Consider the following 14542-nt stretch of genomic DNA (forward strand, 5'->3'; position numbering starts at 1 on the left):
GTAATACCTCACAGCAGACCGTGTTCTGCGAACGAATAGATTTGCCTGCCGCCGACAATCAGATGGTCAGGGACACGGATATCCACCAGTTGAAGTACCTGAACCAGTCGCTGCGTGAGGGCTTTGTCAGCCTGGCTGGGCGTCGTCTCGCCGGAAGGATGGTTATGCGCCAGTATTACCGCTGCCGCGTTGAAGTACAGAGCGCGCTTGACCACCTCGCGGGGATGTACCTCGGTACTGCTAATAGAACCGGCAAACAGGGTTTCGTGGGCAATCAACTGGTTCTGCTGGTTCAGATACAGCACCCGGAACTCTTCCCGTTCAAGCGCGGCCATATGCAGCCGCAACCACTCCCGGACGGCATGAGTGGAGGTGAAGGCTACCCCAGGCTCATGCAGGTGCCGCTCCAGAGCCCTGAGCGCCCGCTGAATGAGACGCCGGTCCTGTGGCGTTATCTCGCCGGGTAAAAAGGAAAGCTGTTTCATTCGTTGCTCCTCCGGTCAGTCAATGATACGCAAAATGGCGTGGGCTTCAGAATGCTGCAGGGCATAGTCCCGCAGGCGGTAATAGTGCGCGGTCATTGCGTCACACTCTGTACGGCAGGCGTGATGGCTGTATTCAATCAGGCAGACAGCAATGCCTGCGGCTTCAGCACTCATGTCCGCGCCATTGCCGTTCATACCGTTGAACAGATGCCATTTATCGTCAACGTCAGCATCAGGGGCCATAAACGCGCCGCCATTGCTGAGCGTGTAAAAGGACCAGATACCACTGTTGTACTCGTCACAGAAGCGGTCCATCCAGGCGAAAATGCGGGGTTCCAGCGTTATCCATTGTGGGATAGAGCCAAAGTACTGCGGCCAGAAGCAGATACGCTGTTCGTCGGGTATCTGCGTTACGGTCAGTTCAAATTCGGATTCGTTAGCAGCAGATGCGAGGTTGTTTTTTGTCGCTGTTGTCATGGGTATGTCTCCGTCAATAAAAAAACGCCAGCGGCGACGGCTGGCGTATGCGGTAATAATGAGTGTTCGGGAAGATTAAATGTTGCTGGTAAATCATGCGGAGCCAGCAGATGGATACGTCCGTACAGATGCCTGGCTTGCGGGTATAGCGGTTAAGACCTTCACCGGCATCCGGTTCAAAGTTCCATGCCTGCCCTAGTCGTCTTCAATGTTAACGCCGGTGATACTGGCAGGAACTAATGGCCCTGCTGCGCAATCAGCCGATACCCACTACGGTAGGTCATAAAGCGATTAGTGAAACGACTTCAAACCTTCAGAATTATTCATTACTCCCCCCCTGAAAAATAATAAAAAAGCGGCAGAATCGTGAGATTCTGCCGTTAGTTGTGTATGTTCAGAGGAATGATATATATCTGAATATTTTTATAATGCTGATAGGCCGTTTTGTGCCAAAAGCAGAAGCTGGTAATTCGTGTCTAATATACTTCACTTAACGTATATCCCAGCTCTGGTACAGAATATGCAAATTAAATACCCAAGAAGTGGCAGGCTGATTAACAAAGAACTCCTTCGATTATAGGATGATTTGTATCGGCACTCATCACACCATGTGCTCGATTCACGCCGCATAGTCAGTTGAATTTTGCTACTCTGTAAGAGGTGGTAAGCATTATCCAATACGGATTTAAATCAATGGAATAAATGATTATGAGTGAAAATGAAACAATCCCAAAGAAGTCTCACAGCCAGATTAACAAAGCTGTATTCTTTACATCTGCTTTGTTAATTTTTCTTCTTGTCGCTTTTGCCGCTGCATTCCCGGATGTTGCTGACAAAAATTTCAAACTACTTCAGCAACAAATCTTCACGAATGCAAGCTGGTTCTACATCCTTGCTGTGGCCCTGATTTTATTGAGTGTCACGTTTCTGGGACTCTCACGCTACGGTGATATCAAGCTGGGTCCGGACCATGCGCAACCTGATTTCAGCTATCACTCCTGGTTTGCGATGCTTTTTTCGGCAGGGATGGGGATCGGCCTGATGTTCTTTGGCGTTGCTGAACCGGTGATGCATTATCTCTCACCTCCCGTTGGCGCCCCAGAGACTGTTGCGGCAGCGAAGGAAGCAATGCGGCTGACCTTCTTCCACTGGGGTCTGCATGCCTGGGCAATATATGCCATTGTAGCGCTGATTCTGGCCTTTTTCAGTTACCGCCACGGTCTACCTTTAACGCTGCGTTCTGCACTCTATCCCATTATTGGCGATCGCATATACGGACCTATAGGCCATGCGGTTGATATTTTTGCCGTTATAGGTACGGTCTTTGGCGTTGCAACATCGCTGGGTTACGGTGTTTTGCAGGTGAATGCCGGTTTGAACCACCTATTCGGGGTGCCCATTAATGAAACGGTGCAGGTCATTCTGATCGTGGCCATCACGGGGTTAGCGACGATTTCTGTGGTGACCGGCCTAGACAAGGGAATACGTATCCTGTCTGAGCTCAATTTGGGCCTCGCGTTGTTGCTCCTGGCGCTGGTCCTGTGTCTGGGGCCAACTGTGCTTCTGCTGAAGTCATTTGTGGAAAATACCGGCGGTTATCTTTCGGAACTGGTGAGTAAAACGTTCAATCTTTACGCATATGAACCTAAGTCGAGCAACTGGCTGGGGGGCTGGACATTACTGTACTGGGGATGGTGGCTTTCATGGTCGCCATTTGTGGGGATGTTTATCGCACGGGTCTCACGCGGCCGAACCATTCGCGAATTTGTCACCGGTGTGCTGTTTGTTCCGGCCGGCTTTACGCTCATGTGGATGACGGTGTTTGGTAACAGCGCAATCTATCTCATTATGAACCAGGGGGCGACCGATCTCGCCAATACCGTCCAACAGGATGTCTCGCTGGCCTTGTTCAATTTCCTGGAGCATTTCCCGTTCTCCTCCGTGCTGTCATTTATTGCAATGGCTATGGTCATCGTCTTCTTTGTCACATCTGCTGACTCGGGGGCAATGGTTGTAGATACTCTGGCATCAGGTGGGGTGGCAAACACACCCGTCTGGCAGCGAATCTTCTGGGCATCGCTCATGGGAGTTGTTGCAATTGCGCTTCTCCTTGCGGGAGGGCTGAGCGCGCTGCAAACGGTGACAATAGCAAGTGCATTACCCTTCTCCGTGATCTTGCTGATATCCATATACGGGCTGTTAAAAGCCCTGCGTCGAGATTTGACTAAGCGTGAAAGCCTGAGCATGGCGACTATTGCTCCTACGGCTGCACGTAACCCAATTCCCTGGCAGAGAAGGTTACGCAATATCGCGTATCTGCCGAAACGATCTCTTGTGAAACGTTTTATGGACGACATTATCCAGCCTGCCATGACGCTGGTTCAGGAAGAACTGAACAAGCAGGGGACGATAAGCCACATTAGTGACGCAGCCGACGATCGTATTCGTCTTGAAGTGGATTTGGGCAACGAGCTGAATTTTATATATGAAGTGAGGCTTCGCGGGTATAGCTCACCCACCTTCGCGCTCGCCGCAATGGATAATGATGAGCAGCAGACTGACCAACATCGATATTATCGCGCTGAGGTTTATCTCAAAGAAGGCGGTCAAAATTATGATGTGATGGGCTGGAATCAGGAACAGTTGATTAATGACATACTGGACCAGTACGAAAAACACCTGCACTTCCTGCACCTGGTTCGTTGATAGCAAAATGCCGTCCTAGGGGGCGGCAATTATTTATCCCGACCGCAATACGAGGGAATGCAGAATGATTTCACGCTGGCAATGGATTCTGAAGCAAACATTTAAGAAACTCTGGTTCAGAGCTACGTTATTCGCAATTGTCGCGATAATAACGGCTCTTTTATCTATTCTTTTTAAATCAATGATTCCTGAGTCGGTTTCAGTGAAGGTTGGTGCGGAAGCAGTTGATAACATTCTGAACATACTGGCATCGAGTATGCTGGCAGTGACCACATTTTCGCTGAGTATCATGGTCACAGCCTACGGTTCAGCCACTACTAATGTTACTCCCAGAGCAACGCGTTTAGTTGTGGAAGACGTAACCACACAAAATGTACTGGCCACCTTCATTGGTTCCTTTCTCTTCAGTCTGGTAGGAATTATTGCCCTCAATATGGGAGCCTACGGAGAAAGGGGAAGAGTCATTTTATTCATTGTCACACTCGTTGTCATTGCCCTCATCCTCATCACATTGCTTCGTTGGATACAGCATTTGACCTCTCTGGGGAGGGTCGGTGAGACAACAGTAAAAGTAGAACAGGCGGCCATCGAAACATTTATTGCGAGAGCCAGAAATCCCTGTCTCGGCGGATATCCATGGCTTGAGAGCTATGAACAGCCGAAAGGAACGGTTGCAGTTTATCCGAAGAAGATTGGCTATGTTGAATATATTGATATGGAGAAACTCAGCAAGCTGCTGGCCAATGATCCTCGTCATGTATACCTTGTGGCGCAACCAGGCAGTTTCATTCATCCGTCCATGCCAGCTTTGTACCTGAGTCAGGGCCAGGAGTCATCAATCTGCGCCGATTTACTTGAGACGATCATTGTCTCGGATGTGCGTTCATTTGCTCAGGATCCCCGATTTTGTCTTAGCGTCATGGCCGAAATAGCCTGCAGAGCCCTTTCACCCGCAGTGAACGATCCTGGAACCGCAATCGATGTCATTGGCAGAGGTGTTCGTATACTTTCTGCTTACGCGCAGAATAAGTCTCATGAAATTGAAGTGACCTATCCTTCAGTACACGTTGCGCCACTTCAGAACAACGATCTCCTGGAAGACTTTTTCTCACCTGTCGCACGCGATGGTGCCAGTATGAGAGAGATTCAGATAAGAGTGCTCAAAGGGCTATCTATGCTGAGTACGGGTTGGCCTGAGATGTTTGCTGATGCCGCGCACACTCTGGCAATTGAAACATTAGAGCATGCAAATCGCGCTGACCATATAGACTCCGATAGAGAATTCATAAAATCAATTTATTTTGATTTGTTTTTTGATGAAAACGCTAATAAGCAATCATAGTTGTGGAGCAAGCGATTTGGTTGCTAGCGAGACAAGAACAAAGCGTCTGCATGAGAATGGGCGTCTGCTTTGTATTAGAAGAGAACATACTGAGTCTTCATCACTTTTGCAGCAGGCTTTATCTCTACGTAAGACATCGCCTACAATCAAATATTTCGGTTTAATACCAGGAGAACACTAAATGTAGAAATTATGTCTACTCAGTTCGGAACAGACTACTGTTTTTTTATTCCGTAGCTGAGACCATCATATTTCCTCCAGCAAAGGAGATAAAAATGGAAAAATTATTTACCCAGTTTCAGACCGGTGATACTGACCTGGTAAACCGCGTCGTTATGGCCCCCATGACCCGCTCACGGGCAATGACTAGTGATACCGCTGATGAACTGACCGCAAAATATTATCAGCTGCGTGAATCCGTATGGGGCAAACCGGAGGTCGTCCGTGACGGGCTCAGGGATCTGGTTCGCCGCACGGGCGCAGATGAAATTATGGTGAACTCATGGCAAGGCACTCGTCTTTGCCGCTCTTCAGAAATAATGCTGAGTATTCTACCGGAAAGGCAAAAGGATCATTTACCAAAGATAATGACGAGAAAGTCATTGACGAAGCGGGGAAGGGGTTAAGTCATCAATCCATATCAAAATATCAGACGCCTGTTTACGCTATGCGGGCGTCCGCTTTTCGCTCACAGCGGACCTTCAATCCAGTAAGTATGTCGGCTTCGTGCTATGAGTCCAGCGATTATTGCAAGAATCGAAATACGCTAACCAACTGGGATCGGGGTACGTCGGCAATCGAAGCTGCAGGCAGGTAGCTCCTGCAGCCAGTATTGTTAACATTTCAACAGCAGCACTCTGCTTCTTTTTCACTACATTCTTCACAAATTCTGCAAGAGCAGAAGTCCTCAAGGTTATTGCACTGGCTACATTTTTTGCAGGTACAGTCCGACTCTTTCTCGTCACAGTTCTCACAAGTTCCACAAGTACATGCACTCATCATGTGTGCACACTTATCACAAATTTTATCCATAGTTTCTCTCAACCGCTAAATAAACAATCTCAACATAACACGTGATTATTTTATCATTGCTATATAGTCAACTAAAACTGGCCACTGCGCTCATTATTCGGAAGTGCCTGGACTAATCGGTGGAAATAAAAAATGAAAAAAATAAACCCTGACTGCTCCTGGCAGTCAGGTATGTTGTTATGGATGGAAAGCACAACTGTCACTCGTTAGTGCAGTCTGCTAATGTTGGCAGTGCCTTCGTAGCGTTCGTCAGGTCAACGCTGAAGGTCCCCGCTTTGCGGTCATTGACGTAGACGTCGAACTGCCTGGCCTTACGGATATCCATGATGAAACTAAACCAGGCATTATCCCCGTTACGCCAGCCAAGGGTTGAGGGAATGGCGTATTGCTTATGGGGCCCATCACCACTGTGATGTCGGTACTGTCATCATGCGAGCTGATCGTTTTATCCCCTGCGAGGGTCAGAAAAACCGATTGCTGGTAAATACCGTTCTGGTCCGGATTTTCCGTGCAGTTGATGGTAAACATCTTTCCGCTGCTATCCGTCACACTGTATTCCGCATTGCCCTGACCGTACCCCTGTTGCCAGAGTCCCGAAACCGCAGAGGCATTGAAGCTGACAAGCAGCACGCCAGCGAGCATGAGCCGACTTAAAGAATTTATTTTCATTTCTGTCTCCTTTGTCTTTGTATTTATTCCCGGTTATCAGGATTTGAGGGTATCAGCAGCCGTCCCATCAGTTTGCCGTCATGGGAATATTCAAGGAAACGCTCCCGGGTGCGCGGGTCCGTTTTCTCGTGGTATTCCAGGCTGATGTTGTCGGCAATACACAGCGCATTCATCAGCGGCTGCACGGTTTTCTCCTCCATATCCACGAGGTAGTAGTAACAGCCACCCTCGCAGCCATCGGGCGACTGACGGGTACGTAAGACCTGCATAGTGGGACCAGAAAGAGCAATCTGCGACCACTCTTCCCTGACATCATCCTGACGGCTCACCACATCGCTGAAGCGCGGAGGCGTGAGGTCCTTAAATTTACTGATAGCTTTCAGGTCATCACTCCTGTCATCGCAAGCGCTCAGAAACAGAGTGGAGGCAACCAGCGCCAGTAGAGGTAGTGTTTTACGTTTCATTATTTTTTCCTGAAATCAGACGAACCACTTTGGTAAAGACATAAATCCCCACGAAAATACCCACCGGCACGCCGACGAACGGCGTCAGCGCGACACTGGCAGCACCGGCTGCGCCACCTCCCGTCAGTAGTGCGGCAACGGTTGCAAGTGTCAGGGCCGTGAGGCTGTCGGACACTCCAGTTTTGTTCAGAATGATGACGATGATAACAATGGCGATAATGGCAATAACAGGCACTGGGCTCCTCCCTGTTGCCGGGTTGATAACAACGCCTGCGCTATTCCGGTGGGCTGTCAGCCGGAACAAACGTAAGCAGTGAATGCTGGATAAAGCGAAAATGGGGTAAGGCCTGAATGAAGACCGGGTCTTCAGTCAGGCGGCACAGACTGTCATTCCGGCGAAAAGTCTCCTGCAAAGGCTGAATCAGATGGATTTCATCAAGTGTGAATAAGGCGATATGTCCGTCGTGCTCTGCCACCAGATACCAGGCCTGCTGGTGGATAAGTAACCGGCAGGGAGCCAGCCGCTCACAGCGCTGCCCCTCGGCAATCAGCGTCACCCGCCTGCGCCCGGTAATGGCCTGAATCAGTCGCCAGAAAGACAATGCGCCTGATGGCGAAGGAGCCGGACTGGCGGGTGCGATTACGCAGGGAGACTCATCGCACATCAGCAGTGCGTTTACCAGACGACGGTCAAAGCTAGGGAAAAGACCGGCCATCCCGCTGCGGTGGGCAAAGATAAGCACGTCGGGCACCATCTGCGTCTCACTGCCCGCAGTGCGTAAGCGGCAATATCCGGACTGATACTCCAGGTCCAGATACATCAGCCGCTCACGAAAATCACGCCGCAGCGTGCGCACCGACACACCAAACTCAGCGGCCAGCTTACGCACACTCAGTGTTTCCCCTGCCACCAGACGGCTGATTATCAGTGACAGCCTGACAGCCAGCCGGTCATGGCGGCGTTCTGCCTGTGTCATGAGACGTTCTCCGTGAAAGTTAACTGACTGAAAATGATGTGATTACTTTAAAGAGGGGGTCGGACAGGGTATGGACATCACAGAAACTATTTTTCATTTCTGCAAAAGCCAGAGGCAGCGGGGGTTACAGGCCATTCCTCAGTGAGTGAGGACCGCCAGCACGGTGCGATGCGGACAGGTGGTGTCCGATATTAACAAAGCGGCAACATTAAACGGTCACTGCAGTTGCGTGAGCATCGCTTCCGCCATCACCCACAGTGCCCGGTTAAGTTTCACGTCCCCGTCGATACCGCGAACGGCACGGGTATGTGACCGTCCTCCTTTGGCATTACGGCCACTGAGCCCACCCTTAATCAGGTTCTCCTGAATACGCTGGTACGTGGTCCACAGGTCGCTACTCTCATCTTGCCAGCGGCGCGGGGAGAGGATCTGCGACTCAGTCACCGGCTGGTGGTCCTCACCAAAGCGGTACGTCAGCGCGGCTTTTGCCAGTGCCTGCTGCGCAGGTGGTGGCAACAGCAACGACTGCATCGCATCCCGCTTCTCCTCCACACGGTCAAAAATGCCCAGCACTTCATAGGCCCCCTCAATCACCTGACTCACTACATCGCCTTTGTGCGGCACACGCACCTCGCCAAATGACTCACCGCAGACGAGCCCGTTCTGACAAACCGCACGAAATAAACCCGGCAACATCTGGTACGAACTGGTGCCATCATGGGAGTTGAGCAGGATAATTTCTGGTACCTGTTTACCGGTAATCTGCCCCTCCCGACGAAGGCGTAGCATGTGTTTTGTGTGCTCGCGTCGACCCGGGTCGCGTACCCGGGTCTGACAGGCAAAGAACGGCTGGAAGCCTTCGCGCTGCAGGCTGTCCAGCAGGGATATGGTGGGTATATAGGTATAACGCTCACTACGGGATGCGTGTTTGTCCTCACTGAATACACTGGGCACCACGCGAAACAGCTCTTCGCGGGTTAACGGGCGGTCGCGACGGATAAGATTTGCTGCGCCAAAGCGCGAAGCCAGACGGGCCATAAGCAGACTCCTCATAACGGGAAAACAAATAAAAGGGATCCCCGTCGCATCTGCGACAGGGGCAGGGAAGTAACAGGGATGGGTTAAATACTCAGAAGAAGAAATCCCAGACGGCGCGGGCCACTGACACCACCGTGGTGCGCACGGCCTGAATGACAGCCCGTACCGGGGCGGGTATCAGGGGAAAGGCACTGATGCTATCGAGTACGGCCCCGACGGTTTCACCAAAATCGCTACGAGCCTGTTCCCGGACTACCGTCGTGCGAAAGGAAGACTGGAGTTGCGACACCACCGGGCTGGTGGCCTCACGTGGCAGGCACTTAATCATTCGCTCGGCCATCACCCGCAGTCCCCACTGAAGACGGACCGACACGGCACACACCGGATGTACGGGCTGGAACAGCTCATGCAGCAGACAGATTTTACGGCTGATATTCTGCTTCTGCGCCGTGGACAACGGTCCCCCACCGCTGGTGGGTTCGGCCTTATCCGACTGGCTGATAACAAACAGCACCTTATGCCGGTATACCTCTCCAATCACCTGATGATAAAAATGTTCATCCACCGCCAGCGCCCGGTCATCGGCCTTAATCAGCCACAGAACCAGGTCGAGCCGGGGGAGTTGTTCGCGGTACATCGCAGCATACTCGGTATCGCGAGCACCACTTTCGCCCACGCCGGGCAGGTCCACCAGCGTCATATAGCGCTCGCCGACTTGCAGGCGAAAGCGCAGTGGCTCACGGGTACATGCAGCCACATCGCTGACCGGTGATATATCTCCGGCAAACAGGGCATTGCACAGACTGCTCTTCCCAACACCGGTTTTACCCATAATGCCGATCACTGGCTCGTAGCGGGTTAACTGATTTATCTGCTGCAATATACGTTCAGACACCCACTGTGGCAGACCAGCGAGCGATTGCTGAAACGGCTTCAATCCTTCAGAATTGTTCATTACTACTCCTCTGAAAAATAATACAAAAACGGCAGGATCGTGAGATTCCACCGTTAGTCAGGTATGTTCAGAAGAATGATATCTATCTGAAAATAATTTGAATTAAGGTAAGCGTTAAACAGCTGCCGCCTGTGATCCCGGCCCCTAAGTCGTTAGGTTATTCTGCCCCCCTCATCCTCAAGCCAGACCAGTGGATAAGGGCAAATTGTCCGAGGGGCGATAGGGCATTGGGCATTGGGCATTGGGCATTGGGCATTAAGGTTTTATAGTTGTTAGGCATTAATCTAACGTTATAGAAACATCAGCTAATACGATGACTGTCTACGTTTGAAACGTCATCTCTTGCTTTTACATAAGTATTAATGTTGATTATCATCAATTTGATTATAATCATGGCACTTTATTGATTACCGTATTAAATTTTCATTTTTCCCTATAGTGATGATTCATGCCTAGTCCCCCTTGTAAGCGGCTTGACGACTTGAGTCAGGTCCAGCGCGAACGGCTGGCCTACATCGATTTTCGGCTTTACTTCTTCGGTGAGATCGGTCGCCCAGATCTGATTGAGCGCTTTGGCGTTGCTCCAGCAGGAGCGACTCGCGATTTGGCTTTGTACCGGGAAATCGCTCCGAATAACATCACCTTTGATGGTAGCGACAAGATCTATCGTATCGGGCAGGCGTTCTCTCCGTTGTTCGAGCACGCATCGCAGCGTGTTCTGTCGGCGCTGGCTCTGGGCTTTGGCGATGGCGTGAATGGCCCAATGCAGGCGTTGCTACCCTGTGAATCCCCCACAGCCCTGAGCATACCCAAGATGGATGTGTTGGCCGTGATTTGTCGAGCCATCCACTCCAAGCGCCCCGTCGCCATCCGCTACCACTCGATGAGCAGCGGAAAGTCCGAACGGATCATTGTGCCCTTTGCTTTGGTAGATACCGGCCTGCGCTGGCACGCCCGGGCCTTTGATCGCAAGAGTGGAGAGTTTCGGGATTTCGTCGTCACCCGCATCGAAGCGCCAACATTGCTTGAAGAGGTTCCGCAGGCCAACGAACGACCGGATAATGATATCCAGTGGACGCGCATCGTTGAGTTGGATTTCGTGCCGCACCCGCGTGTTGAACGCCCCGAAATCATCGAGATGGACTACGGGATGACCGGTGGCTCGATTAGGATGTACGTTCGTGCAGCGGTGGCAGGCTATATGTTGCAGCGCTGGCGTGTTGACTGCTCACCCAATCATTGCCTAAATGGACCGGAGTACCGTTTATGGCTCAAAGATCATCTCGCGATCTACGGCGTGAAAAACGCCTTACTGGCACCAGGCTATAGCACCTCTACAAAGGCTGACTCTTGATGGAACTGATCGACAATATCAATCGTCTGCTCGGAGACGACCTCAAGCAGACGCTCAAACCCGGTGCTCGCCTGAAGATCGCCGCCTCCTGTTTTTCGATGTACGCGTTTGAAGCGCTAAAAGCAGAGCTGGAAAAAATCGACGAGCTGCAATTCATCTTTACCTCGCCGACGTTCACCGCTAATGAAGTAACCGACAAGATTCGTAAGGAACGCAAAGAATTCCACATACCGAAGGCTGACCGCGAACGTAGTCTGTACGGTAGTGAGTTCGAAATTCAGCTGCGCAACAAACTGACCCAGCGCGCAATTGCAAAAGAGTGTGCGGACTGGATGCGGCGTAAGACAACATTCAAGTCCAATCGCAGCAAGGCTCCGATGCAGCAGTTTGCTTGTGTTCAGGCCGCCGCCGCAGAGACTGCCTACATGCCACTGCACGGATTTACGGCCGTCGATCTTGGCTACCAGCAAGGCAATGCTGTTTCAAACCTCGTCAACAAAATGGACGAGTCGACGTTTACGGCGACCTACCTCAATCTGTTTAACCAGATCTGGCAAGATCCTGAGAAGCTGGAGGATGTAACGGCGCAGATCTGCGACCACATTGCATCCGTCTACCAGGAAAACTCGCCTGAAAGTATCTACTTCCTGATGCTCTATAACATCTTCAATGAGTTTCTGGACGACCTCAACGAGGATGTCCTGCCCAATGACCGCACGGGCTATCAAGACACGCTCATCTGGAACAAACTCTTCAATTACCAGAAAGATGCTGCCACTGGGATCATCAACAAACTTGAAAACTACAGCGGTTGCATCCTGGCCGACAGCGTGGGCTTGGGCAAAACCTTCACCGCACTTGCCGTCGTAAAGTATTACGAACTGCGCAACAAGTCAGTTCTGGTGTTATGCCCCAAGAAACTTGCGGACAACTGGCTGAACTATAACCGCAACCTTAAGACCAACATATTTGCTCGCGACCGGTTCAGCTACGACGTGCTTTGTCATACTGACCTCAGCCGTACGAGCGGCGAGTCGTTTGGAACACAATTGAATCGCATCAACTGGGGCAGTGAAGTGGCACACTGAATTTGTCCACCTGAACAGAGGTGATATGCTCACCTCAGAACAACACAGGTGCTCCAATGAAAAAAAGAAATTTCAGCGCAGAGTTTAAACGCGAATCCGCTCAACTGGTTGTTGACCAGAACTACACGGTGGCAGATGCCGCCAAAGCTATGGATGTTGGCCTTTCCACAATGACAAGATGGGTCAAACAACTGCGTGATGAGCGTCAGGGCAAAACACCAAAAGCCTCTCCGATAACACCAGAACAAATCGAAATACGTGAGCTGAGGAAAAAGCTACAACGCATTGAAATGGAGAATGAAATATTAAAAAAGGCTACTGTAGATTCAATTGGTCAACGCAACAGTTATGTGAAAACATGGGGTTGCGGAGGTTTTTTGAATGAGACGAACATTTACAGCAGAGGAAAAAGCCTCTGTTTTTGAACTATGGAAGAACGGAACAGGCTTCAGTGAAATAGCGAATATCCTGGGTTCAAAACCCGGAACGATCTTCACTATGTTAAGGGATACTGGCGGCATAAAACCCCATGAGCGTAAGCGGGCTGTAGCTCACCTGACACTGTCTGAGCGCGAGGAGATACGAGCTGGTTTGTCACCCAAAATGAGCATTCGTGCGATAGCTACTGCGCTGAATCGCAGTCCTTCGACGATCTCACGTGAAGTTCAGCGTAATCGGGGCAGACGCTATTACAAAGCTGTTGATGCTAATAACCGAGCCAACAGAATGGCGAAAAGGCCAAAACCGTGCTTACTGGATCAAAATTTACCATTGCGAAAGCTTGTTCTGGAAAAGCTGGAGATGAAATGGTCTCCAGAGCAAATATCAGGATGGTTAAGGCGAACAAAACCACGTCAAAAAACGCTGCGAATATCACCTGAGACAATTTATAAAACGCTGTACTTTCGTAGCCGTGAAGCGCTACACCACCTGAATATACAGCATCTGCGACGGTCGCATAGCCTTCGCCATGGCAGGCGTCATACCCGCAAAGGCGAAAGAGGTACGATTAACATAGTGAACGGAACACCAATTCACGAACGTTCCCGAAATATCGATAACAGACGCTCTCTGGGGCATTGGGAGGGCGATTTAGTCTCAGGTACAAAAAACTCTCATATAGCCACACTTGTAGACCGAAAATCACGTTATACGATCATCCTTAGACTCAGGGGCAAAGATTCTGTCTCAGTAAATCAGGCTCTTACCGACAAATTCCTGAGTTTACCGTCAGAACTCAGAAAATCACTGACATGGGACAGAGGAATGGAACTGGCCAGACATCTAGAATTTACTGTCAGCACCGGCGTTAAAGTTTACTTCTGCGATCCTCAGAGTCCTTGGCAGCGGGGAACAAATGAGAACACAAATGGGCTAATTCGGCAGTACTTTCCTAAAAAGACATGTCTTGCCCAATATACTCAACATGAACTAGATCTGGTTGCTGCTCAGCTAAACAACAGACCGAGAAAGACACTGAAGTTCAAAACACCGAAAGAGATAATTGAAAGGGGTGTTGCATTGACAGATTGAATCTACAACCGCGCTCTTGATGTCAGACTCCCTGAACAGTTCTCGATAATCGGGAAACTCAGAGCGCATTATCCTGTGGTCACACTCTGCCATGTGTTCGGGGTTCATCGCAGCAGCTACAGATACTGGAAAAACCGTCCTGAAAAACCAGACGGCAGACGGGCTGTATTACGCAGTCAGGTACTTGAGCTACATGGCATCAGCCACGGTTCGGCCGGAGCAAGAAGCATCGCCACAATGGCAACCCGGAGAGGCTACCAGATGGGACGCTGGCTTGCTGGCAGGCTCATGAAAGAGCTGGGGCTGGTCAGCTGTCAGCAGCCGACTCACCGGTATAAACGTGGTGGTCATGAACATGTTGCTATCCCTAACTACCTTGAAAGGCAGTTCGCCGTGACCGAGCCAAATCAGGTGTGGTGCGG

Annotated in this window: 12 protein-coding genes and 5 pseudogenes; 8 read left to right on the plus strand and 9 right to left on the minus strand. The window is 50.5% G+C overall.

Features of this window, described 5'->3' with window-relative positions:
• Window positions 1-8: 8 nt before the first annotated feature.
• The 3 genes and pseudogenes from F0Q32_RS23600 to F0Q32_RS26880 form a co-directional block, all read right to left on the minus strand.
• Window positions 9-485 (minus strand): RadC family protein, encoded by a 477-nt coding sequence (locus F0Q32_RS23600; RefSeq protein WP_003031345.1) that lies wholly within the window; start codon window positions 483-485, stop codon window positions 9-11.
• A 15-nt stretch (window positions 486-500) separates the two neighbouring features.
• Complete coding sequence (locus F0Q32_RS23605; protein WP_003031344.1) at window positions 501-962, minus strand: antirestriction protein; 462 nt, start codon at window positions 960-962, stop codon at window positions 501-503.
• Between the two features lie 112 nt (window positions 963-1074).
• Window positions 1075-1167: pseudogene (locus F0Q32_RS26880) on the minus strand (DUF905 family protein); the annotation flags it as partial.
• Window positions 1168-1670: 503 nt separating this feature from the next.
• Here F0Q32_RS26880 and F0Q32_RS23615 point away from each other — a divergent pair.
• The 3 genes and pseudogenes from F0Q32_RS23615 to F0Q32_RS26885 all read left to right on the plus strand — a co-directional run.
• A complete protein-coding gene (locus tag F0Q32_RS23615) occupies window positions 1671-3668 on the plus strand; it encodes a choline BCCT transporter BetT (RefSeq protein WP_016245729.1) in 1998 nt (665 codons plus the stop codon).
• 64 nt (window positions 3669-3732) lie between these two features.
• Entirely contained in the window at window positions 3733-5010 is a 1278-nt protein-coding gene (locus F0Q32_RS23625) for a DUF2254 domain-containing protein (protein WP_149464941.1), read from the plus strand.
• A 275-nt stretch (window positions 5011-5285) separates the two neighbouring features.
• Window positions 5286-5429, plus strand: a pseudogene (locus tag F0Q32_RS26885) (morphinone reductase); the annotation flags it as partial.
• Between the two features lie 812 nt (window positions 5430-6241).
• On the opposite strand, the pseudogene yfjT reads toward F0Q32_RS26885, so the two are convergent.
• From yfjT to F0Q32_RS23660, 6 genes and pseudogenes are all read right to left on the minus strand, one after another.
• Window positions 6242-6711: pseudogene (gene yfjT, locus F0Q32_RS23635) on the minus strand (protein YfjT).
• Window positions 6712-6734: 23 nt separating this feature from the next.
• Complete coding sequence (locus F0Q32_RS23640; RefSeq protein ID WP_003029616.1) at window positions 6735-7175, minus strand: YfjS/YafY family lipoprotein; 441 nt, start codon at window positions 7173-7175, stop codon at window positions 6735-6737.
• Window positions 7165-7410, minus strand: a complete 246-nt coding sequence (ypjK, locus tag F0Q32_RS23645) for a protein YpjK (RefSeq protein WP_003029614.1) — start codon at window positions 7408-7410, stop codon at window positions 7165-7167. The genes F0Q32_RS23640 and ypjK overlap by 11 nt, the downstream gene beginning before the upstream one ends.
• Window positions 7411-7450: 40 nt before the next feature.
• On the minus strand, window positions 7451-8152 hold the full coding sequence (locus F0Q32_RS23650; protein ID WP_149464942.1) for a WYL domain-containing protein: 702 nt from the start codon (window positions 8150-8152) through the stop codon (window positions 7451-7453).
• A gap of 216 nt (window positions 8153-8368) precedes the next feature.
• A complete protein-coding gene (locus F0Q32_RS23655; RefSeq protein ID WP_003029610.1) occupies window positions 8369-9190 on the minus strand; it encodes a DUF932 domain-containing protein in 822 nt (273 codons plus the stop codon).
• Between the two features lie 91 nt (window positions 9191-9281).
• Entirely contained in the window at window positions 9282-10145 is an 864-nt protein-coding gene (locus F0Q32_RS23660) for a GTPase family protein (RefSeq protein WP_003029608.1), read from the minus strand.
• Window positions 10146-10593: 448 nt separating this feature from the next.
• Between F0Q32_RS23660 and F0Q32_RS23665 the strand changes: the two genes are divergently transcribed.
• The 5 genes and pseudogenes from F0Q32_RS23665 to F0Q32_RS23690 form a co-directional block, all read left to right on the plus strand.
• Window positions 10594-11499: a YafY family protein gene (locus F0Q32_RS23665; RefSeq protein WP_032933065.1), complete on the plus strand. Its 906-nt coding sequence runs from the start codon at window positions 10594-10596 to the stop codon at window positions 11497-11499.
• Complete coding sequence (locus F0Q32_RS23670) at window positions 11499-12587, plus strand: SNF2-related protein (RefSeq protein ID WP_003029602.1); 1089 nt, start codon at window positions 11499-11501, stop codon at window positions 12585-12587. Before F0Q32_RS23665 ends, F0Q32_RS23670 begins: the two co-directional genes overlap by 1 nt.
• A gap of 56 nt (window positions 12588-12643) precedes the next feature.
• Window positions 12644-12901: pseudogene (locus F0Q32_RS23675) on the plus strand (IS3 family transposase); the annotation flags it as partial.
• Window positions 12902-12968: 67 nt separating this feature from the next.
• Window positions 12969-14120, plus strand: a complete 1152-nt coding sequence (locus F0Q32_RS23685; RefSeq protein ID WP_003029596.1) for an IS30-like element IS30 family transposase — start codon at window positions 12969-12971, stop codon at window positions 14118-14120.
• 9 nt (window positions 14121-14129) lie between these two features.
• Window positions 14130-14542, plus strand: a pseudogene (locus F0Q32_RS23690) (IS3 family transposase); the annotation flags it as partial.

The organism is Pseudocitrobacter sp. 73, from assembly GCF_008369545.1.
Lineage (GTDB): Bacteria > Pseudomonadota > Gammaproteobacteria > Enterobacterales > Enterobacteriaceae > Pseudocitrobacter > Pseudocitrobacter vendiensis.